The sequence below is a fragment of the Bradyrhizobium sp. CB2312 genome, assembly GCF_029714425.1.
GTDB lineage: Bacteria > Pseudomonadota > Alphaproteobacteria > Rhizobiales > Xanthobacteraceae > Bradyrhizobium.
The window spans coordinates 625,618-645,754 of the sequence record NZ_CP121668.1; the positions used below are offsets into that span (position 1 = coordinate 625,618).

Annotated in this window: 15 protein-coding genes; 9 read left to right on the plus strand and 6 right to left on the minus strand. The window is 64.1% G+C overall.

What is annotated here, in order from left to right; genetic code table 11:
* Nucleotides 1-131: 131 nt before the first annotated feature.
* Nucleotides 132-1,490, plus strand: a complete 1,359-nt coding sequence (locus tag QA642_RS02980) for a TadE/TadG family type IV pilus assembly protein (protein WP_283083318.1) — start codon at nucleotides 132-134, stop codon at nucleotides 1,488-1,490.
* Between the two features lie 156 nt (nucleotides 1,491-1,646).
* Here QA642_RS02980 and argJ read toward each other — a convergent pair whose 3' ends face one another.
* Together argJ and QA642_RS02990 are read right to left on the minus strand one after the other, a co-directional pair.
* Nucleotides 1,647-2,888, minus strand: coding sequence for a bifunctional glutamate N-acetyltransferase/amino-acid acetyltransferase ArgJ (gene argJ, locus QA642_RS02985; RefSeq protein ID WP_283083319.1), 1,242 nt, complete (start codon nucleotides 2,886-2,888; stop codon nucleotides 1,647-1,649).
* Between the two features lie 117 nt (nucleotides 2,889-3,005).
* Entirely contained in the window at nucleotides 3,006-3,950 is a 945-nt protein-coding gene (locus tag QA642_RS02990; RefSeq protein ID WP_283083320.1) for a peptidylprolyl isomerase, read from the minus strand.
* Nucleotides 3,951-4,303: 353 nt separating this feature from the next.
* Between QA642_RS02990 and secA the strand changes: the two genes are divergently transcribed.
* A complete protein-coding gene (gene secA, locus QA642_RS02995; protein ID WP_283083321.1) occupies nucleotides 4,304-7,144 on the plus strand; it encodes a preprotein translocase subunit SecA in 2,841 nt (946 codons plus the stop codon).
* A gap of 330 nt (nucleotides 7,145-7,474) precedes the next feature.
* Here the strand turns inward: secA and QA642_RS03000 are convergent, their stop codons facing one another.
* Entirely contained in the window at nucleotides 7,475-7,918 is a 444-nt protein-coding gene (locus QA642_RS03000; protein ID WP_283083322.1) for a MarR family transcriptional regulator, read from the minus strand.
* 179 nt (nucleotides 7,919-8,097) lie between these two features.
* Between QA642_RS03000 and QA642_RS03005 the strand changes: the two genes are divergently transcribed.
* From QA642_RS03005 to QA642_RS03035, 7 genes are all read left to right on the plus strand, one after another.
* Nucleotides 8,098-9,282 (plus strand): substrate-binding domain-containing protein, encoded by a 1,185-nt coding sequence (locus tag QA642_RS03005; protein ID WP_283083323.1) that lies wholly within the window; start codon nucleotides 8,098-8,100, stop codon nucleotides 9,280-9,282.
* Nucleotides 9,283-9,436: 154 nt separating this feature from the next.
* Entirely contained in the window at nucleotides 9,437-10,951 is a 1,515-nt protein-coding gene (locus tag QA642_RS03010) for an amidase (RefSeq protein ID WP_283083324.1), read from the plus strand.
* Nucleotides 10,952-10,987: 36 nt separating this feature from the next.
* Nucleotides 10,988-11,845, plus strand: a complete 858-nt coding sequence (locus tag QA642_RS03015; protein WP_283083325.1) for a branched-chain amino acid ABC transporter permease — start codon at nucleotides 10,988-10,990, stop codon at nucleotides 11,843-11,845.
* A 2-nt stretch (nucleotides 11,846-11,847) separates the two neighbouring features.
* Nucleotides 11,848-13,065: a substrate-binding protein gene (locus QA642_RS03020; RefSeq protein ID WP_283083326.1), complete on the plus strand. Its 1,218-nt coding sequence runs from the start codon at nucleotides 11,848-11,850 to the stop codon at nucleotides 13,063-13,065.
* Nucleotides 13,066-13,135: 70 nt separating this feature from the next.
* Nucleotides 13,136-14,236: a branched-chain amino acid ABC transporter permease gene (locus tag QA642_RS03025; RefSeq protein ID WP_283083327.1), complete on the plus strand. Its 1,101-nt coding sequence runs from the start codon at nucleotides 13,136-13,138 to the stop codon at nucleotides 14,234-14,236.
* Nucleotides 14,226-14,957, plus strand: a complete 732-nt coding sequence (locus QA642_RS03030) for an ABC transporter ATP-binding protein (RefSeq protein ID WP_283083328.1) — start codon at nucleotides 14,226-14,228, stop codon at nucleotides 14,955-14,957. The genes QA642_RS03025 and QA642_RS03030 overlap by 11 nt, the downstream gene beginning before the upstream one ends.
* Nucleotides 14,950-15,645 carry an ABC transporter ATP-binding protein gene (locus QA642_RS03035; RefSeq protein ID WP_283083329.1) on the plus strand — a complete coding sequence of 232 codons (696 nt, stop codon included), beginning with the start codon at nucleotides 14,950-14,952 and terminating at the stop codon, nucleotides 15,643-15,645. Before QA642_RS03030 ends, QA642_RS03035 begins: the two co-directional genes overlap by 8 nt.
* Nucleotides 15,646-15,888: 243 nt before the next feature.
* Here the strand turns inward: QA642_RS03035 and QA642_RS03040 are convergent, their stop codons facing one another.
* From QA642_RS03040 to xerD, 3 genes are all read right to left on the minus strand, one after another.
* On the minus strand, nucleotides 15,889-17,427 hold the full coding sequence (locus QA642_RS03040; RefSeq protein ID WP_283083330.1) for a murein L,D-transpeptidase family protein: 1,539 nt from the start codon (nucleotides 17,425-17,427) through the stop codon (nucleotides 15,889-15,891).
* A gap of 490 nt (nucleotides 17,428-17,917) precedes the next feature.
* The gene (locus QA642_RS03045) at nucleotides 17,918-18,880 is read right to left on the minus strand and encodes an acetyl-CoA carboxylase carboxyltransferase subunit alpha (RefSeq protein ID WP_283083331.1); all 963 of its coding nucleotides are present in this window, start codon (nucleotides 18,878-18,880) and stop codon (nucleotides 17,918-17,920) included.
* Between the two features lie 270 nt (nucleotides 18,881-19,150).
* Nucleotides 19,151-20,134: a site-specific tyrosine recombinase XerD gene (gene xerD / locus QA642_RS03050; RefSeq protein ID WP_283083332.1), complete on the minus strand. Its 984-nt coding sequence runs from the start codon at nucleotides 20,132-20,134 to the stop codon at nucleotides 19,151-19,153.
* Nucleotides 20,135-20,137 lie beyond the last annotated feature (3 nt).

Below are 20,137 nucleotides of genomic sequence, written 5' to 3' on the forward strand. Positions count from 1 at the left end.
TATTGCTCGTTGAAGATGATCCGTAACGGTTCGTTAACTGCGTCGCGGCCGCATTTCCGGGAACCCCATAAGTCATATTTAATCGTCGGTTCCTAGGGTGGGAACTCCTAAAACCACTCTGGACCCGAGCTATGCGCGCTGCGTTTCGCACTCTCTTATGCCATTTCGTCCGCGACCGGCGTGGCAACATCGCGGTGATCTTCGCGCTGGCCTGCGTTCCCTTGATCACGGTGGTCGGCTGCGCGGTCGATTACTCGCGCGCGACGCAGATCCGGTCCAAGCTTCAGGCTGCGGCCGATGCGGCCAGCGTCGGCTCGATCGCCAAGGCCTCGCCGGCCTTTGCCGCCGCGGGCACGATGACCTCCGACGGCTCGATTGCGGTGGGCGTCACCGACGCGCGGAACATCTTCAATGCCAACGTTGCCAATCAGACCGGCTATACGCCGGGCACCGTCACGCCGACCGTGGTCAAGAGCGGCTCGACCGTCACCTCGACCGTCACGTTCAGCGCCACCGTCAACACCATGTTCCTCGGTGTGATCGGCAAGACCTCGCTGGCCCTCACCGGCACGTCCACCGCGACGGCCACCATGCCGCTCTATGTCGACTTCTACCTCTTGCTGGACAATTCGCCGTCGATGGGCGTGGCAGCAACGCCGACGGACATCACGAATATGCAGGCAAGGACAGGTGGATGCGCATTCGCGTGTCACGACACCACCAAGGCGGCCGGCACAAGCAACTACGACATTGCCAAAGCAAATGGCATCACGACCCGAATCGACGTGGTGCGCCAGGCAAGCGCGAACTTGATGGACACAGCCAGGAACACGCAGACTTACACGAACCAGTTCAGAATGGCGATCTACGATTTCGGCGGTGCGTCAGCCACGATCGGATTGAGAAATCTGTTTTCGCTCTCGTCGAGTCTGACATCCGCCAAGACCGCGGCGGGAAGCATCGACCTGATGGCGGTGGCCGGTCAGAATGACGCGTATACTGCCGACAAGGATACGCCCTTCACCACCATTTTTCCTGCGATCAATAACGAAATCGCCTCGCCGGGACCCGGCACATCCGCCTCACCGCTGAAATATCTGTTCCTTGTATCGGATGGCGTCGCCGACGAGACCAACTCGGGCAAGACGATGTGTAGCGTCTCATCCGCTGCGTATCCACTTTACACCCCAACAAACCGCTGTCAGTCGCCGATCAATCCGGCGCTCTGCAAGACGCTCAAGGACCGGGGTATCAAGATCGCGGTGCTGTACACAACATATCAACCCCCGACCGACAATTGGTACAGCACATGGATCGCCCCCTTCAACGCCGGGACGTGGGGGCCGTCTCCGAACAGCAAGATCGCGCAGAACATGCAGGCCTGTGCCTCGCCGGGGCTGTATTTCGAGGTGAGCCCGACGCAAGGCATCTCGGACGCGATGAACGCGCTGTTCAAGAAGGCCGTCGCCGACGCGCGGATCTCGGGGTGAGACTTGTTCACCTCTCCCCGCTTGCGGGGAGAGGTCGGAATTCGCGCGTAGCGCTGATTCCGGGTGAGGGGGTACAGGTGCCTCGCCGATCTCACGTGTGGAGAGAGGCCCCTCACCCCAACCCTCTCCTCGTAAGAACGGGGAGAGGCAGAAGACTCAAGACCTGTAATCCCCGTTGATCGCCACATATTCCTTCGTGAGATCGCAGGTCATGACGCGGTCGCGGCCCTTGCCGAGGCCGAGCGAGACCTTGATCGCGATCTCCGGCGCCTTCATCGCTTCCGACACCTGGGCTTCGTCATAGTCGGGGTCGCGCGCGCCGCTCTTGGCGACGCGGATACCGTTGAAGGAGATCGAGAGCTTGTCGCGGTCGGCGGGCTCGCCGGCCTTGCCGACCGCCATCACCACGCGGCCCCAATTGGCGTCCTCGCCGGCGATCGCGGTCTTGACCAGCGGCGAGTTGGCGATCGACATCGCGATCTTGCGCGCGGAGGCCTTGGTCTTGGCGCCTTCGACGGTGATCTCGACCAGCTTGCGCGCGCCTTCGCCGTCACGGGCCACCTGCTCGGAGAGATTGGCGAGGATCTGGTTGAACGCCCTCACGAAGGCCTTCAGGCGCGGATCGCTGGCGCGGCTGATCTTGGGCGCACCGTGCGCGGCAGCAGCGCCCGTCGCGAACGCCAGCAGCGTGTCGGAGGTCGAGGTGTCGCCGTCGATCGTCACGGCGTTGAACGTGTCCTCGACGCCGGCCTTGAGCAGGGCCTGGAGCGCGGCCGGCGCGATCGGCGCGTCGGTGAAAATGAAGGACAGCATCGTCGCCATGTCGGGGGCGATCATGCCGGCGCCCTTGGCTATGCCGTTGATGGTGACCTTGGCCTTGCCGAGCTTGACCGTCGCGGTCGCGACCTTGGGGAAGGTGTCGGTGGTCATGATCGCCTTGGCCGCGGCGAGATAGTCGCCGGGCTCGGCGGCCTGGGCGAGGCGACCCAGCACGCCGTCGAATTTGTTCGCGTCCAGCGGCTCGCCGATCACACCGGTCGAGGCCAGGAAGATTTCACCCTCGCTGCACCCGACCGCCTTGGCCGCGATCTTCGCGGTCAGCGCGGTGGAGGCGCGGCCGGTCTTGCCGGTGAAGGCGTTGGCATTGCCGGAGTTGACGACCAGCGCGCGGGCCTTGCCGCCCTTCAGCTTGGCGCGGCACCATTCCACCGGCGCCGACGGGCACTTCGACTTGGTGAAGACGCCCGCGACCGCGGTGCCCTTGTCCATCACCGCCAGCAGCACGTCGGTGCGGTTCTTGTAGCGGATGCCGGCCTCGGCCGTCGCGAGACGGACCCCCGCGATCATGGGCATGTCGGGAACGTTCTTCGGGGCGAGCGGGGAGACGGCTGAGGACATCGGGGGGCGCCTTGGTGGGGTCTGGACATGCAGATGGCCGGGGGATGCCCGGCCATTGCGACGTTAGATACTATTGGCGTCCGTGAAGTGACAGCGAATTCTTACTTCTTAGCGGCCTTACTTCTTGGCGGGTGGAGCCATCTTGCTGTCGGAGGGCTTCGCCGCGTCGGCCGGCTTGGCATCCGGCTTGGCATCCGACTTGGCGTCCTTGGAGGCGTCGGCCTGGTCCATCCGTTCGACCTTGGCCTCGCTCCGCAGCTTGGCGACGTAGTCGGCCTGGGCCTTGCGGGTGACGTAGTTCTCGATCTGGGCCTTGACCTGCTCGAAGTCCGGCGCCTTGCGGTTGCGCTTTTCCTCGACCTTGATGATGTGCCAGCCGAACTGCGACTTCACGGGGTCGGAGATCTTGCCCGGCTCCAGCGCGAACGCCACCGCCGAGAATTCCGGCACCATCTGCTCCTTGGTGAAGAAGCCGAGGTCGCCGCCGTCGGCGGAGCCCGGATCCTTGGACTTCTTCTTGGCGAGCTCGGCGAAATCGGCGCCCTTGTCGAGCTCGGCCTTCACCGCCTTGGCCTCGTCCTCGGTCTCGACCAGGATGTGGCGGGCACGCACCTCCTGCTCGCCGGTGATCTGCTTGGAGGCCTCCTCATAGACCTTCTTCATGGCGTCCGGGGTGGTGGCGGCCTTGCCCTCGCCCGCGAGCAGGTTGTCCATCAGCAGGCGGTTGCGGGCGAACGCCAGGCGCTTCTTGAACTCCTCGCTATCCGCGATCTTCTTGTCCTCGGCGGCCTTGGAGACGATCTTCATGTCGATCAGAAACGACAGGACGTTCTCGTCCTTGGTAGCCGGGTCCATCTGCGCGAGGCTCGGTCCGAGTTCCTCCTCGGCCATGGCGACGTCGCTCTTCTTGATCTCGGCGCCATTGACCTTCGCCAGAACCGGATCGTCGGCGGCCCGGAGCGGGCCTGCGATCGCCAGGGTCAGCGCCAGAGCGAGGCTGCCAGCCAGGGCGGAAGCGAGGCGGAAACGCTGGCCGGTGGTTACCGGGAACGAGGTGGTCATGGAAAATCCTTTTGTTGAAGCAGGGGGCTGCTCGAGCGGGGCGGACACTCGCCCAATTCAGGGGGCCTTTGCAACGCGAAAAGTCTGTCAATTTGATGAATTAGCCGCAATGCGGCCGCCGTTGACAAGGCTCGGACCCGGCCATATCTCTGCCCGGTCGCGTCCATGGCGATGGCGTTTATTTTGCTGCGTTTTTGGCCGTTGAACCCTGACTTGCCCAATTCCCACCCATATGGCGGACGACCCCCGCAGTCCGGGCTCTGGCGCCATCAGGCGTCACGGTGAGTTGATAGGCAGGCGGGTGACAACCTTTTGGCTGCCACGCGGTTAAATCGCGAACACAGGAACTGGTCATGATCGGCGCGCTCGCCCGCAAGTTTTTCGGCTCCTCCAACGACAGGCGGGTGAAGGGATACCAGTCCCGCGTCAACGCGATCAACGCGCTGGAGCCCGAAGTCTCGAAGCTTTCCGACGAGGCCCTCAAGGCCCGCACCGCCGAGTTCAAGAAGCAGCTCGCCGAGGGCAAGACGCTCGACGACCTCCTCGTCCCCGCCTTCGCCACCGTGCGCGAGGCGGCCAAGCGCACGCTCGGCCAGCGCCATTTCGACGTCCAGCTGATCGGCGGCATGGTGCTGCACGAGGGCGACATCGCCGAGATGAAGACCGGCGAAGGCAAGACGCTGGTGGCAACGCTCGCGGTCTATCTCAACGCGCTCGCCGGCAAGGGCGTCCACGTCGTCACCGTCAACGACTACCTCGCCCGCCGCGACTCCGGCTGGATGGGCCAGATCTACGGCTTCCTCGGCCTGACCACCGGCGTGATCGTGCATGGCCTGGACGATGCCGAGCGCAAGGCGGCCTATGCCTGCGACATCACCTACGGCACCAACAACGAATACGGCTTCGACTATCTGCGCGACAACATGAAGTACCGGCTCGAGGACATGGTCCAGCGGCCGCACTTCTTCGCCATCGTCGACGAGGTCGACTCCATCCTGATCGACGAGGCGCGCACGCCGCTGATCATCTCCGGCCCGCTCGACGACCGCTCCGACTTCTACAACACCATCGACGGCTTCCTGCCCAAGCTCGACAAGACCGATTTCGAGGTCGACGAGAAGCAGCGCACGGTGACGCTGACCGAAGCCGGCATGGAAAAGATCGAGACGCTGCTGCGCGATGCCGGCCAGCTCAAGGGCGAGTCGCTCTACGACGTCGAGAACGTCTCGGTTGTGCACCACATCAACCAGGCGCTGCGCGCCCACACGCTGTTCACGCGCGACAAGGACTACATCGTCCGAGACAACGAGGTCGTCATCATCGACGAGTTCACCGGCCGCATGATGCCGGGCCGCCGCTATTCGGAAGGCCTGCACCAGGCGCTGGAAGCCAAAGAGCACGTCCAGGTCCAGCCCGAGAACCAGACGCTGGCCTCGATCACCTTCCAGAACTACTTCCGCATGTACGAGAAGCTGGCCGGCATGACCGGTACGGCCGCGACCGAAGCGGACGAATTGTTCGACATCTACAAGCTCGAGGTCGTGGAGATCCCGACCAACCTGTCGATTGCGCGTCTCGACGAGGACGACGAGGTCTATCGCACGCAGAAGGAAAAATACCAGGCCATCCTCGCCGAGATCGAGCGCGCGAATTCGCGGCTGCAGCCGGTGCTTGTCGGCACGGCATCGATCGAGAAGTCGGAAGTGCTCGCCGAATTCCTGAAGCAGAACGGCTACAAGCAGATCGACTTCGGCAAGGAGCATGCGCTCGACAAGCTCTATGCCGCCGCCCGCGCCGGCAAGCCGGCAAAGCTGTTCGCGGTGCTGAACGCGCGCTTCCACGAGCAGGAAGCCTATATCGTCGCGGAAGCAGGCGTGCCCGGCGCGATCACGATCGCGACCAACATGGCCGGCCGCGGTACCGACATCAAGCTCGGTGGCTCGCTCGAGATGCGCCTCCAGCAGGAGACGGCCGGCATCACCGACGAGGCCGAGAAGGCCAAGAAGATCGAGCAGATCAAGGCCGACATCGAGCACTTCCGCGGCATCGTGCTGAAGGCCGAGGAGACCGTCGAGGTCGAGCCGGCGAAGGGCTCAAAGCCCGCCAAGACCGTGAAGAAGCCCGGCGGCCTCTACATCATCGGCTCCGAGCGCCATGAATCCCGCCGCATCGACAACCAGCTCCGCGGCCGTTCCGGCCGTCAGGGCGACCCCGGCCGCTCAAAGTTCTTCCTGTCGCTGGAAGACGATCTGATGCGCATCTTCGGCTCGGACCGTCTCGACAGCATGCTGCAGCGTCTCGGCCTGCAGGAGGGCGAGGCGATCATCCATCCCTGGATCAACAAGGCGCTCGAGAAGGCGCAGCAGAAGGTCGAGGCGCGCAACTTCGACATCCGCAAGAATCTCCTCAAGTTCGACAACGTCCAGAACGACCAGCGCAAGGTGATCTTCGACCAGCGCGTCGACCTGATGAAGGACGACAGCGTCGCCGAGACCGTCACCGACATGCGCCATGCCTTCATCGACGACCTCGTCGCCAAGCACGTGCCTGAGCATGCCTATGCCGAGCAGTGGGACGTCGCCGGCCTGAAGGACGAATTGAAGCGCGTGCTCGATCTCGACCTGCCGGTCGACGACTGGGCCAAGGAAGAAGGCATCGCGGACGAGGAGCTGCTGACCCGCATCGAGACCAAGGCCGACGAGCACATGGCCGCCAAGGTCGCGCAATGGGGCCCCGACGTGATGCGTTACGTCGAGAAGACCATCCTCTTGCAGACTCTCGACCATCTCTGGCGCGAGCACCTGATCATGCTCGACCATCTGCGGCAGGTCATTGGCCTCCGCGGCTACGGCCAGCGCGATCCGTTGCAGGAGTACAAGACCGAGGCCTTCAACCTCTTCCAGGAGATGAGCGCGCATCTGCGCGAGGCCGTCACGGCGCAGCTGATGCGCGTCGAGATCGTCCCGCCGGAGCAGGAAGCCCCCATCCTACCGGCGATGGAAGCGCACAAGTTCGACCCGAACACCGGCGAAGACGAAATGGCCCTCGCCAGCGTCACCCTCGCTCCGCAGGCGACCGACGCGGCGCTGCGCGACCCGAAGAACCCGGCCAGCTGGGGCAAGGTCGGCCGCAACGAGGACTGCCCCTGCGGCAGTGGCAAGAAGTACAAGCACTGCCACGGGCGGTATGCGTAAGGCTTGAAACATGAGGCGCGAAGCTCGCGCCTCAATTCCCGCTGTCGTCGCCCGGCTTGACCGGGCGACCCAGTACGCCGCGGCCTCTCGGTTCTATCACATCAGTCTCTGGAATACTGGATCGCCCGCCCCTGTGCGCAATTGCGCACTAAAGCGCGATGAGATCAGGATGAATCGTCATCGCGCTTTAGGTTATTGTTTGCGCATGATCTTTTCGGAAAACCGCTGCGCACTTTTCCTGATCATGCTTTAGGCGGGCGATGACGGCGAGTGTGTGGTGCGTACTGCGCTCGCTCGTCCGGGACGTTGAGGGAGCTCGCTAGCCGCCCTTCAATTCGAGCTGTCGATCAAGCTCTCCAGGAGCCGCTTCAATTCGCTCGTGGACTTGTCGCCGTAGCTCTCCAGGATGTGCTCCTCCTGATCCACCGCGAGCGAGTTGAGCTTCTTGCACAGCACCTTGCCGCGGTCGGAGATGAACATCAGCACCTTGCGGCGGTCGTTCGGGTCCTGCACGCGATAGACCAGCGTGTCGGAGACCATGCGGTCGATCATCTTGGTCAGCGTCGGATGGTTGAGCAGCACGGCATCGGCGAGATCGCCCATCGAATGGCCGTTGCCATCGGAGAGAACTTTCAGGATGCGCCATTGCTCGACGGGAACGCCCTCTTTGCTCAAGCGCAGTTCCAGCTGCCGGTTGATCTCCCGGTTGGCTTGCGCGAGCAGGTAGGCGAGGTGTTCGGTGATCGGGGAGTTTTCTTTCGACGGTTTTGCCACGGCTAAGACTTCGTCTTGACCCAAATGAGTGAATGTCTTGCAATCAATGCTGCATCTATATGCACTTCAATTGTTGAATATTCAATATTTTCAAAATAGGATGATTGCCCAACAAAAGGGCGGAAGCCGCGGCCGCCCGCAGAACGTGCTTTCAGGTCTGGTCCCAGACAGGAGTTGGCGTGCGCGCGACGGTAAACTTCCCGGCTCACGGCGGCCCGGCGTTGCCGCCGTCCTTGCTGTTCAGGAATCTGTCGTCATCGGCGGCTGACGGTGCGTTGTCGCCGAGCGATCACATGGTCTTCCGGCGACGCCGCGCCAACAAGCTGCGCATCGGCGGCTTCATCTGCTGCACCGGCTCGCCTGGAGTGTGGGGGCCTTGTGCGACCAACAGCGCGCAGCTCGCCGTCGCCGAGATCAACAAGCGCGGCGGCATCCTCGGCCGCGAGATCGAGTTTTCCGTCTACGACGCTGGCGGACCGCTGGATGAAGTGCTGAACCGCGCCGAGCAGGCGATCGCGTTCGACGAGATCGATCTCATCGTGGGCTTGCACACCAGCGCGGTCCGCGTCGCCTTGCGCGACGTCACCACGCGGCATCGCATCCCCTACATCTACACGCCGGTCTATGAAGGCGGCGAGCGCACGCCGGGCGTGATGGCGATCGGCGAGACGCCGCGCTGGCAGAGCCGGCCATCGATCCACTGGCTGGCGGATGTCAAGAAAGCAAAGCGCTGGTACCTGATCGGCAGCGATTATGTCTGGCCCTGGCAATCGCACCGTGCCGTGAAGAACTACATCAGGGAAACCGGCGGCCACGTCGTCGGCGAGGAGTTCGTCCCCCTCGGCGAGGACAATCACGAGCCGCATCTGGCGCGCATTCGCGCCGCGCGGCCTGACGTGGTGCTGATCTCGCTGATCGGCACGGACAGCAGCACCTTCAATCGCGCCTTCGGCGAATGCGGCCTCGGCGCCACCACGCTGCGGCTTGCGGGCGCCATGGACGAGACGGTGCTGCTCGGCATCGGCGCGGACAACAGCGAGAACATGTTCTGCGCCTCGGGCTATTTCACCGGCACCGGCGCGCGCGCCAATGACGACTTCCAGAGCCGCTATCGCGCGATGTTCGGACCGAATGCGCCGCCGATCGGTTCGGTCGGGCAGTCCGGCTACGAAGGCCTGCGTTTTCTCGAAGCGGTCGCCAACAAGGCCGGCTCATTGGCGATGGGGCCCATGCTCGCAGCCGGCCGCAATATCGTCTACGGCGGCGCCCGCGGGCAGGTCGCCATCCGCAACGGGCATGTGCGGATGCCGATGCATCTCGCCGAGGCCGATGGTCTCGACTTCAAGCTGATCAAGCCGGTCTGACTGACGCAGTCAATTCGCCGGGCGCGCTGCGCCAATTAATACTTGAAAAGGAAAATATTTCCGTTTTGAATGTTTTGGCGAGGCCGGTGGAGCGTGCGTCGCGCCGGGGGCGGCCGCGCCCAACGTTCGTTGCAAGAAACTTCAGGAGAGCGCCGTGACAGTTGTCCTTCCCACGCCAGCCCAGCTTCGCAGTGTCGCCGAGCAGTGCGGTCTTTCGCTGACCGACGACGACGTCGCCTCGTTCCGCGGCCTGATGCAGGGCTCGATCGAGGCCTACAATCTCGTTGCCGCCATGCCCGACGAGGTGCCCGAGGTGAAATACCCGCGCACGCCCGGCTACAGGCCCTCGGCCGAGGAGAACCCTCGCAATGCCTGGTATCGCAAGTCGACCGTGAAGGGTGCCGCCAGTGGCAAGCTCAAGGGCAAGACGGTTGCCTTGAAGGACAACATCATGCTGGCCGGCGTTCCCATGACCAACGGCTCGTCGACCTTGGAAGGCTATGTGCCCGATTTCGACGCCACCATCGTCACGCGCATGCTGGATGCCGGCGCCGAGATCAAGGGCAAGGTGCATTGCGAGCACTTCTGCCTGTCCGGCGGCAGCCACACCGGCTCCTACGGGCCGGTGCATAATCCGCACAAGATGGGTTACTCGGCCGGCGGCTCGTCGTCGGGTTCGGGCGTCGTGGTTGCGCTCGGCGAGGTCGACATGGCGATCGGCGGCGACCAGGGCGGCTCGATCCGCATGCCGTCCTCGTTCTGCGGCATCTACGGCATGAAGCCGACCTGGGGCCTCGTGCCCTATACCGGGATCATGCCGATCGAGATCTATGTCGATCATACCGGCCCGATGACCGCGACGGTCGCCGACAACGCGCTGCTGCTCGAAGTGCTCGCCGGCGATGATGGCTACGATCCCCGCATCAAGGCGCCGAAGGTTGAGGAATACACCAAAGCACTCGGCCAGGGCGTCAAGGGCATGAAGATCGGCATAGTCAAGGAAGGCTTTGAGCAGCCGGTCGCAGAGGCCGCGGTGAATGAGAGCGTGCGCGAGGCGGCAAAGCGCTTCAAGGATTTGGGCGCCACGGTAGAGACCGTGTCGATCCCGATGCACCTCCTGGGTGGCGCGATCTGGACCCCGATCGGTACCGAAGGTCTGACCCAGACCATGATGTTCGGCGACGGCTACGGCCTCAGCCGCGGCGATCTCTATTCGACCTCGCTGATGGATTTTCATCGTGGCTGGCGCCGGCAGGCAGACTCCCTGTCGGAGACGACGAAGTTGTTCATGATGCTCGGCACCTACATCAACAACAATTTCGGTCCGCGCTTCTACGGCAAGGCGCTCAACATCTCCCGCCGGTTGACCGCCGCCTACGACAAGGCGTTCGGCGATTATGATCTGCTGCTGATGCCGACCACGCCGATGAAGGCGGCCAAGCTGCCGGAGCCCAATGCCAGCCGCGAGGAGTACGTTGCGCGCGCGCTCGAGATGATCTCGAACACCGCGCCGTTCGACATCACCCACCACCCCGCGATGTCGCTGCCCTGCGGCATGGTCGACGGCCTGCCGATCGGCCTGATGCTGGTCGGCCGCATGTTCGAGGAATCCACCATCTATCGTGCCGCCCATGCCTTCGAGCAGATCGGCGACTGGAAGAAGATGTGAGCAAGGCGTTGACACAGGCGGACGGAACGGCACGGCATGGCTAATGCGTTCGTCGCGGCGTTCGAAATCCTGAGCTTCGGCGCGATCATCGTCCTGATCGTGCTGGGGCTCGGGATCATCGCCAGCATGATGGGCATCTTCAACTTCGCGCAGGGCGAGTTCGTCCTGCTCGGGGCCTACATCACCTATCTCGCCTATGCCAAGGGCCTGCCGATCTGGGCCGGCATGGTCGCGGCGCCCTTTGTGGTCGGCGCGCTCGGTTTCGTGCTGGAGGCGCTGATCATCCGCCGCTTCTACGCCGCGCCGATCGTGGCGATGCTCGGCACCTACGCGCTCGGTCTCATCATCCGCGAAGCCGTGCGCGGCCTGATCGGCGGCTTCTATCTCACCGTGCCCGAGCCGATCGGCGGCTCCATCGATTTCGGCACGATCCACATCTCGGCCTGGCGCTTCACCATCATCGTCATCACGGTGCTGGTGATGGCGGGCTGCTACCTCCTGCTGTCGCGCACCAGCTTTGGCCTGCGCATGCGCGCGACACTGGAAAATCCGTCGCTGGCGCGCGCCTCCGGCATATCCACGCCGCTGATGTACGGCGCCACGTTCGCCTTCGGCTCCGCGCTCGCCGGTCTCGCCGGTGCGCTGATCGTGCCGGTGTTCAGCCTCTACGCCGATCTCGGCCTGCGCTTCCTGATCCAGGGCTTCGTCGCGGTGATGGTCGGCGGTGTCGGCTCCTTCATCGGGCCGGTCGCCGGTGCCGGCGTCATCGGCACCCTCAGCGCCGCGCTGCCCTGGCTCATGGCGCCCGTCGTCGCCGACGTCCTCGTCTTCGTTCTCGCCATTGTTTTCATCAAATTCCGGCCACAGGGCCTCATCGCTGGAAAAGGGGTTTAGTCATGTTCGATCGTACTCAGCTCTCACGCCGTCGCTTCCTCTCCAATTTCGCCTTTACCTCCGGCGCGGTCGCAACCGGCGTCGGCAGCTGGGTGATCCCGGCGCCCTGGGCCAATGCCGCGGAAGCTCCGATCAAGGTCGGTATCGCGACCGATCTCACCGGTCCCATCGCCTATGCCGGCAATGCCGATGCAAATGTCGCAAAGATGGTGATCAAGGAGATCAACGCGGCCGGCGGTCTGCTCGGTCGTCCGCTCGAGCTCTATATCGAGGACACCGCCTCCAACGAATCCGTCGCCGTCGGCAACGTCCGCAAGCTGATCCAGCGCGACAAGGTCGACATGGTGCTGGGCGGCATCACCTCGTCGATGCGCAATGCGATCAAGGACCCGATCGTGGCGCGCGGCAAGACGCTCTACATCTATCCGCAGCTCTACGAGGGCAAGGAATGCACACCCTATCTGTTCTGCACCGGACCGACGCCGGCTCAGCAATGCGACGAGTTCATCCCCTGGCTGATCAAGAACGGCGGCAAGAAATTTGCGCTGCCGAGCGCCAACTATGTCTGGCCGCACACGCTCAACGTCTATGCCCGCAAGGTGATTGAATCGAACGGCGGCGAGGTCGTGTTCGAGGAATACTATCCGCTCGACCAGGTCGATTTCTCCGCGACGGTCAACCGCATCGTCTCCAACAAGGTCGATGTCGTCTTCAACACCGTCATCCCGCCGGGTGTCGGCCCCTTCTTCAAGCAGCTCTATGAGGCCGGCTTCCTCAAGAACGGCGGGCGCCTCGCCTGCGTCTACTATGACGAGAACACGCTCAACATCAATCAGGCCAACGAGATCGAGGGCCTCGCGAGCTGTCTCGACTATTTCAAGGTGCTGACCAAGGAGAACCCGTTCGACGCCAAGATCCAGGCGGCCTATGAGAAGGATTTTCCGGGCAACTTCCTGTTCGCGGCCGGCAGCGCCGCGACCGGCACCTACCGCGGCCTGAAGCTGTGGGAAGCCGCGGTGAAGGAAGCCGGCAAGATCGATCGCGAGTCGGTCGCAGCCGCGCTCGACCACGCCAAGATCGCCGAAGGTCCCGGGGGACCGGCCGAAATGGTACCGGGCAAGCGGCACTGCAAGATGAAGATGTACACGGCGGTCGCCAAGGGCGGGAACTACGAGATCGTCGCGCGCAGCGAGGGTCTGGTCGATCCCAAGGAATGCTGAGGCGGTCCGTCCTTCACCTCTCCCCGCTGGGGAGAGGTGCAAGGACCAGCACAAGGTGCTTAAATTCGGAATGCTGAAATCCATGGGTGCAGCTAAGCAGGCGGTTCAAGTCGATGTCAGCGGCGAGTCAAATGTTCCGGTGATCGAACGCGCTTCATCGGAGCGAGTAACCGCGCGAAAGATCCTGCCGATCGTGGAGGGCGTGGTGCTCGTCGCCGCGCTGATCGCGCCGCTGGTGCTGCAGGACTATCTCACGGTGTTCGCGACGCGCGTGATCATCCTTGCGCTGTTCGCGCTGTCGTTCGATCTGGTCTGGGGTTATGCCGGCATCATGAGCTTCGGGCAGGCCCTGTTCTTCGGCTCGGCTGGCTATGGCGTGGCGCTGCTGGCGCGCGACCTCGACATCACCAACATCTTCCTGGTGCTGCCCGCGGGCACGCTGATCGGCCTCACCTTCGCACTGTTGCTTGGCGGCTTCCTGCTGCTGGGACGGCACCCCTCCAGCGTGATCTTCGCGTCGCTCGGCACGCTCACCGGCTCCTACGCCGCCGATCGCCTTGCGCGCGGCTGGTACTATCTCGGGGGCCAGAACGGCATCCCCTCCATCGCGCCAATGTCGATCAGTGGCTACGAATTCACGGAGGGGCCGGCCTTCTATTATCTCGTGCTCGGCATCCTCGTCGTGGTTTACCTGCTCTGCCGCTTCCTGGTGCGCTCGCAGTTTGGCCTCGCGCTCGCGGGCTTGCGCGAGAACGAGCAGCGCATTGCCTTCTTCGGCTACAAGGCGCAGCATCTTAAGGCGATCATCTTCGCGATCGGCGGCGCGATCGCAGGCCTCGCCGGCAGCCTCTATGCTTTCCACGAGGGCTTTGTCTGGCCCAACATGGTCGGCGTCGTCGTCTCCACGCAAGTGGTGCTCTACGTCCTGTTCGGCGGCTCCGGCACGCTGATCGGCGCCGTCATCGGCACTGTCATCGTCGAGGGCGTCAGCTTCTGGCTCTCGGACAATTATCGCGACATCTGGCCGATCATTCTGGGCATGCTGTTGCTGCTGGTGATCCTGTTCCGGCCGCTCGGTCTGATCAGCTTCGTGCTCGGCGAGCGCGAGCGGGTCGGCAGCTTTGGTGCCAAGCCCAAGGACAGCGTCAAGGAGAAGCGCAATGCTCCTTGAAGCTGCCGGCATCAAAAAAGTCTTCGGCAAGCTCACCGCGCTCGACGGCGCCGCGCTCACCGTGGGTGAGAACGAGTTTCACGGTCTGATCGGCCCGAACGGTTCCGGCAAGAGCACGCTGATGAAGTGCATTGCGGGCGCCGAGGTGCCGACGCAGGGAAAAGTCTCCTTCGTCAACACCGACATCACGGCGTTCACGCCGACGGAGCGCGCCCGCGCCGGCATGAGCCTGAAATTCCAGATCACCAGCGTGCTACCCTCGCTGACCCTTTACGACAACATCCTGCTCGCGCTGCAGGCGCAGTCGTCGCTGTTCGACCTCGTGTTCTCGCGTACCCGCGGCGCGCTGCATGACCAGGTCATGACCATGCTGACGCAGTTTCGGCTGGCGAACCGCGCCTTCGATGCGGCAGCGGCACTGTCGCACGGCCAGCAGCAATGGCTGGAGATCGCGATGGCGCTCGCGGGCAAGCCGAAGCTGCTGCTGCTGGACGAGCCGACCGGCGGCATGAGCCTCGAGGAGCGCCGCGTGACCGGCGAACTGCTTCAGCCGATCAAAAAGCATTGCTCGCTCGTCATCGTCGAGCACGACCTCGATTTCATCCGCGACATCTGTGATCGGTTGACCGTGCTCGACCAGGGCAAGGTGCTGGCCTCGGGCACCGTGTCTGAGATCCAGGCCAACACATCCGTCCAGGAGATCTATCTGCGCCGTGCCTGAATTTTTGGACATCAAGCACCTCGATACCGGCTACGGCCGCAGTCAGGTCCTGTTCGACGTCACCCTCGGCATCCCCTGGCGCGGCGGCGTCGCCGTGCTCGGCCGCAACGGCGCCGGCAAGACCACGCTGATGAAGACCATCGTCGGCGAATTGCCGGCGTGGAAGGGCGAGGTCGCCTTCGACGGCCGCGATATCAGCCGGCGCGCGACCCAGGAGCGCGTCCGCGCCGGCATCGGCTACGTCCCGCAGGAGCATTCGGTGTTCGCGCGCCTGTCGGTGCGCGACAACCTTGCCGTCGGATCGCTCGCGAAGAAGGATGCCACCGCGGTCGATCGCGTGCTCACCATCTTCCCCAAGCTCGGCCAGCGCCTCGACCAGCCCGCCGGCACGCTCTCCGGCGGCGAGCGCAAGATGCTCGCCATCGGCCGCGCCATGTTAGGTGATCCCAAACTGTTGTTATTGGACGAACCCACCGAGGGCGTCTGGATCGGCGTGATCGAGGAGATCACCGAACGCCTGATCGCGCTCGCCAAAGAGATCGCCGTCATCATCGTCGAGCAGCACCTCGACCTCGCGCTGCGTGTTGCCGACTACGCCTATGTGCTGGACCGCGGAAGAGTCGCGCTGCAAGGCGCGGCGGGCGAGGTGAGGGGCAATCCGGAGCTGATGCGGTATCTGGCGCCGTAGGGACTTGTGTCGCTGAAGGGCGCTGCTCTCGCCTCGACCTAAACTGTCATGCCCCGCCTAGCGCGCAATTGCGCACGGGGGCGGGGCATCCAGTACGCCGCGGCTTCTCGGTTCAATCACAGCCGCCTCTGGAATACTGGATTCCCCGCCGGAGCCTGTCATCGGGCTCGCCGAAGGCGAGACCCGGTGGCGGGGAATGACAGCGTCGGGCTTAGATGGATCGGAGAGACTAAGCCGAGCGCCTTACTTCACCGCCCCAAAGCGGCTGTCGAACGAGTTCGACGACACCACGGGCGCTGCGCCGGCCATCTGCTCGCTCGCACCATCGCCCACCGACGGCTTTAGCGCCGGGCGCGTCTGGGCGAGGCGGGTGTCGGGCTGCTGCGGCTTCGGCGCCTCGGCGGGCTTGGCGGCGGCGACCGTCGGCTTCGGCGCGTCCTTCGCTGCGTCCTTGGACTTGTCGTGGCCCGGCACGAAGCGAGTCACTGCGGCCTTCAGCCGGGACGCTGCGGTCGGCGCCGTCGTGGTGCTCGCGGCCGGAGCGGCGGACGCGGTGGCTTGCGGCGGAGGCGTCGTCGTCGCCGTGGTGTCGGCGGTGCCGAGGCCCATCTTGCGGCCGAGATTCGAGAAGAAGCCGCCTTGGGATTTCTCTTGGGATTTTTCCTGGGATTTCTCGGCCGGCTGAGCCGAGGCAACGCGGGTGTTGGTCGCGGGTGCGCTGACGGCGACGACCGGCTCCTGGCTCGCGGGAGCGGTGGCGACGGCATCGAGATTCGGCTTGGGCGGATTGACGTGGCCCGGGATCGTGCCCGGCGCCTTCGCCATCGCCAGCATTTCCAGGGTCGAGCCTTCGGCGCTCTCGGACAGGCCGGTCGATCCCTCCGGAATCTTGGAGGCGAAGATCTTGTTCATGCCGCCGTCGATGCCGGTGTTCATGCGCGCCATCGGCGTGCCCTTGGCGACGAGCTTGGCGTAGGCGGCCTCGTCCTGCTGCTGCTTCTCGCGCACAGCGCTGGCGATTTCCTCGGGGATCACATAGGCCGGGCATTTTGCGGAGGCGTCGAACACCGGATCGCGCTTGGCGTCGGCCGGCTTGGCCGCGTCGAAGACGTACTTCGTCTCGCAGAAATCGACCTTCGGCTCCTGCCGCGTCACCTCGAAATGATCATAGCCTTCCTTGATCATCTTCCAGAACGGCATGTTCGGATTGTTCCGGTGCTTAGCCATGTTCACCGGCGTCATCTTGAACGGATAGGCCTGCAGCTGGAACGCCTTCTGGCCGCCGAAGAAGGATTCGCGCCCGAGCGAATAGATCTCCGCGATCTGCTCGTCGGTCATCGCGTAGCAGCCGCGCGAGGAGCAATCGCCGTGCACCATCAACTGCGAGCCGGTGCGGCCCAGCGCCTTGTCGAACGCGTTCGGGTAACCCGTGTTGAAGGACAGGTAGTACGCCGACTGCGGATTCATCTGGCTCGGATTGATCGAATAAAATCCTTCCGGCGCCTGGCGGTCGCCTTCGCGCACCTTGGGGCCGAGATCGCCCGACCAGCGGCAGATCGGATAGGTCTTGAGCAGCGCGAACTGGCCGTTGCGAGTCTGCTTCCAGACCTCGAGCTCGGCCTCCTGCTTGAACAGGCGGACCAGGATCGGCGATTGCAGGTCCATGTTCTTCTCGACCATCGCGGCGAGAAGCTTTGGCGGCACCGGCTGGTTGGCCTTGGCATTGGTCGCGAGCGAGACCTGGTCGGTATCGCAGCCGGTCAGCAGGACGCCGGCCGTCATCAGCGCAACCGAAGCCAAGAGCGCGCGAGCAAGCGAACGAGAAATCAAGATGGACCCCACACCGTGCCGGGCAGAGAGCGCGAACCCCACTTCCTTTGGCGCATGATCCGAGCGGAAACCGACCCGCCGAAACGGGCTCGTTCAGACCACGCTCCAGCGCTTATGCCTGAAGCCATTCATTAAAATTCTAACCTCTGGGTCATGTGGTCGCAACCCGAGCCGGGATCACGAGGCCGTTGGCCCAGTGGCATGGTCAACAGAGACTAAATGGACGCAACTTTGGGCCGTACTTGGGCCTTTCGGCCAAAACGGTACAGAGATCGCCGATTTGGGCAAAAAAAGGGTTAACGCGGGGTTACCGGGGACGGCTGGGGGAGGTCCCGTAGGGTGGGCAAAGGCGCGAAGCGCCGTGCCCACGAGCTGTTAGTACGGTGGGGAATGGTGGGCACGCTTCGCTTTGCCCACCCTACGGCACCGGAATCGCAGCGAATCAGCCCAGTTTCCGGCCGATATCGAGGAATTTCTGCCGCCGCTGCTTGCGGATGGCGTCGCCGTCCATGCCGCGCAGCTCGTCGAACGCCTTGGCGATGGCCTCGCCCGTGGTTGCGATCATGGCGGCGGGGTCGCGATGGGCGCCGCCGACCGGCTCCTTCAGGATCTGGTCGATCACCCCGAAGCGGAGCATGTCCTGGGCGGTGATCTTCATGTTGTTGGCGGCTTCCTGCGCCTTGGTGCCGTCGCGCCAGAGGATGGAGGAGGCGGCCTCCGGCGAGATCACGCTGTAGATCGCGTGTTCCAGCATCAACACCTTGTTGGCGGTGGTGATGGCGATGGCGCCGCCCGACATGCCCTCGCCGGTGATGATCGCGACGTTCGGCACGGTGAGCGCCAGGCACGCATCGGTCGAGCGCGCGATCGCCTCGGCCTGTCCCCGCTCCTCGGCGCCGATGCCGGGATAGGCGCCGGCGGAATCGGCCAGCGACAGCACGGGCAGGCCGAACCGCTCGGCCATCTCCATCAGCCGCACGCATTTGCGATAGCCTTCGGGGCGCGCCATGCCGAAATTGTGCCGGATGCGGCTGTCGGTGGAATCGCCCTTTTCCTGGCCCATCACGCAGATCGGCTCGCCGCGGAAGCGGCCGAAGCCGGCGACCAGCGCCTCGTCCTCGCCGAATTTGCGGTCGCCGGCGAGCGGGGTGAATTCGGTGATCAGGCCCTTGATGAAGTCGTTGAAATGCGGCCGCTGCGGATGCCGCGCAACCAGCGTCTTCTGCCACGGCGTCAGGTTCAGATAGAGGTCGGCCAGTGCCTGCGCCGCCTTGTCCTCGATCCGCCCGATCTCCTCGGCGATGTCGGTGCCGGAGGCCGCCAGCGTCCTGAGCTCGTCGACCTTGGAGTCGAGCTCGGCGACGGGCTTTTCGAAGTCGAGATAGCTGCGCATCTGGTCTGGCATCAACTCAATATAGGAAGGATCGGGCGAAGCGGCGAAGCGGATTTGGGCTCGATGAGAGAAGTGTAGCTTCTTCAAGGGCTTGACCTGTGCGCTCTAAGAAGCGCGCCAGATCATTCGAAAGGCCCCGGCTCTTTCTGCGGAGATGTGGCCGAAGTCAAGGCGGTTTCGGCTGTTACCCGTAGCCTGGATGGAGCGCAGCGCAATCCGGGAAGATCTCTCCACGAGGGGAGAATCCCGGATTTCGCTACGCTCAGGCTACGCGCTCGCGGCTTACCTCTCCGCCAGCGGATGCAGATCGCGCACCAGGCTCTTCAGCCGCTCCTCGACCACATGGGTGTAGATCTGGGTGGTCGAGATGTCGGTATGGCCGAGCAGCGTCTGCACGATGCGCAAATCGGCGCCGTTGTGGAGCAGGTGGCTGGCGAAGGCATGGCGCAGCACGTGCGGGGAGACCAGCCGGGCCTGCAGCCCCGAGGCAACCGCGAGCTCCTTCAAATCGCGGGCAAAATGCTGGCGCGTCAGGTGCCCGCTCTCGCCGAAGGAAGGGAATAGCCATTTCGCGGCGGCGAGGCTGTCTTTCTTCTCGCCCTTGTTGTTTTCCTTGGCGGCTTCCGTCGCGCTGAGATAATCCGCCATCGCCTGCCGCGAGGCTTCGTTGAGCGGCACCAGGCGTTCCTTGTTGCCCTTGCCGCGCACCACGATCATGCGGGCGTCGCGCTTGGCCGCCGAGCGCGGCAGCGCCACCAGCTCGGAGACGCGCAGGCCCGTGGCGTAGAGCACTTCCAGCAGGCAGTAGAGCCGTAAGCTCCGCAGTCGTTTCGAAGGCGAGGCCTCTGCCGCCTCGCTCAATTCCTTGGCGCGGCGGAGCATGCGGTCGACATCGGAGATCGAGAGCACCTTCGGCAGGCCGCGGCCGCGCTTGGGGCCGGACAGGATCGCGGCGGGATCGTCGCCCCGGATCCGCTCGTTCAGCAGGAAGCGGTAGAGATGCCGCATCGCCGACAGCCTTCGGGCGACGCTGGTGGATTTGAAGCCGCGGGTGTCGAGGTCGGCGAGATAGTCGCGCAGCGTTTGCGTCTCCGCATCCGCAAAACTATGGCCGACCCGGCCCAAAAACTCCGAGAGATCGGTGAGGTCGCGGCGGTAGGCATCGAGCGTATTGGGGCCGGCGCCTTGTTCCGCCGCGAGCATGTCGAGGAACAGGCCGGTGAGCTTGGCATCTGAGGGCTTGCTGACAGAAGATTTGGCGCGCATGCC

What these genes read in the sequence shown, in the direction of transcription:
- QA642_RS02980 (WP_283083318.1), top strand. Translation starts at nt 132, where the DNA reads ATGCGCGCTGCGTTTCGCACTCTCTTATGCCATTTCGTCCGCGACCGG.
- argJ (WP_283083319.1), bottom strand. Translation starts at nt 2,888, where the DNA reads ATGTCCTCAGCCGTCTCCCCGCTCGCCCCGAAGAACGTTCCCGACATG.
- QA642_RS02990 (WP_283083320.1), bottom strand. Translation starts at nt 3,950, where the DNA reads ATGACCACCTCGTTCCCGGTAACCACCGGCCAGCGTTTCCGCCTCGCT.
- secA (WP_283083321.1), top strand. Translation starts at nt 4,304, where the DNA reads ATGATCGGCGCGCTCGCCCGCAAGTTTTTCGGCTCCTCCAACGACAGG.
- QA642_RS03015 (WP_283083325.1), top strand. Translation starts at nt 10,988, where the DNA reads ATGGCTAATGCGTTCGTCGCGGCGTTCGAAATCCTGAGCTTCGGCGCG.
- QA642_RS03020 (WP_283083326.1), top strand. Translation starts at nt 11,848, where the DNA reads ATGTTCGATCGTACTCAGCTCTCACGCCGTCGCTTCCTCTCCAATTTC.
- QA642_RS03025 (WP_283083327.1), top strand. Translation starts at nt 13,136, where the DNA reads ATGCTGAAATCCATGGGTGCAGCTAAGCAGGCGGTTCAAGTCGATGTC.
- QA642_RS03030 (WP_283083328.1), top strand. Translation starts at nt 14,226, where the DNA reads ATGCTCCTTGAAGCTGCCGGCATCAAAAAAGTCTTCGGCAAGCTCACC.
- QA642_RS03040 (WP_283083330.1), bottom strand. Translation starts at nt 17,427, where the DNA reads ATGACGGCCGGCGTCCTGCTGACCGGCTGCGATACCGACCAGGTCTCG.
- QA642_RS03045 (WP_283083331.1), bottom strand. Translation starts at nt 18,880, where the DNA reads ATGCCAGACCAGATGCGCAGCTATCTCGACTTCGAAAAGCCCGTCGCC.
- xerD (WP_283083332.1), bottom strand. Translation starts at nt 20,134, where the DNA reads ATGCGCGCCAAATCTTCTGTCAGCAAGCCCTCAGATGCCAAGCTCACC.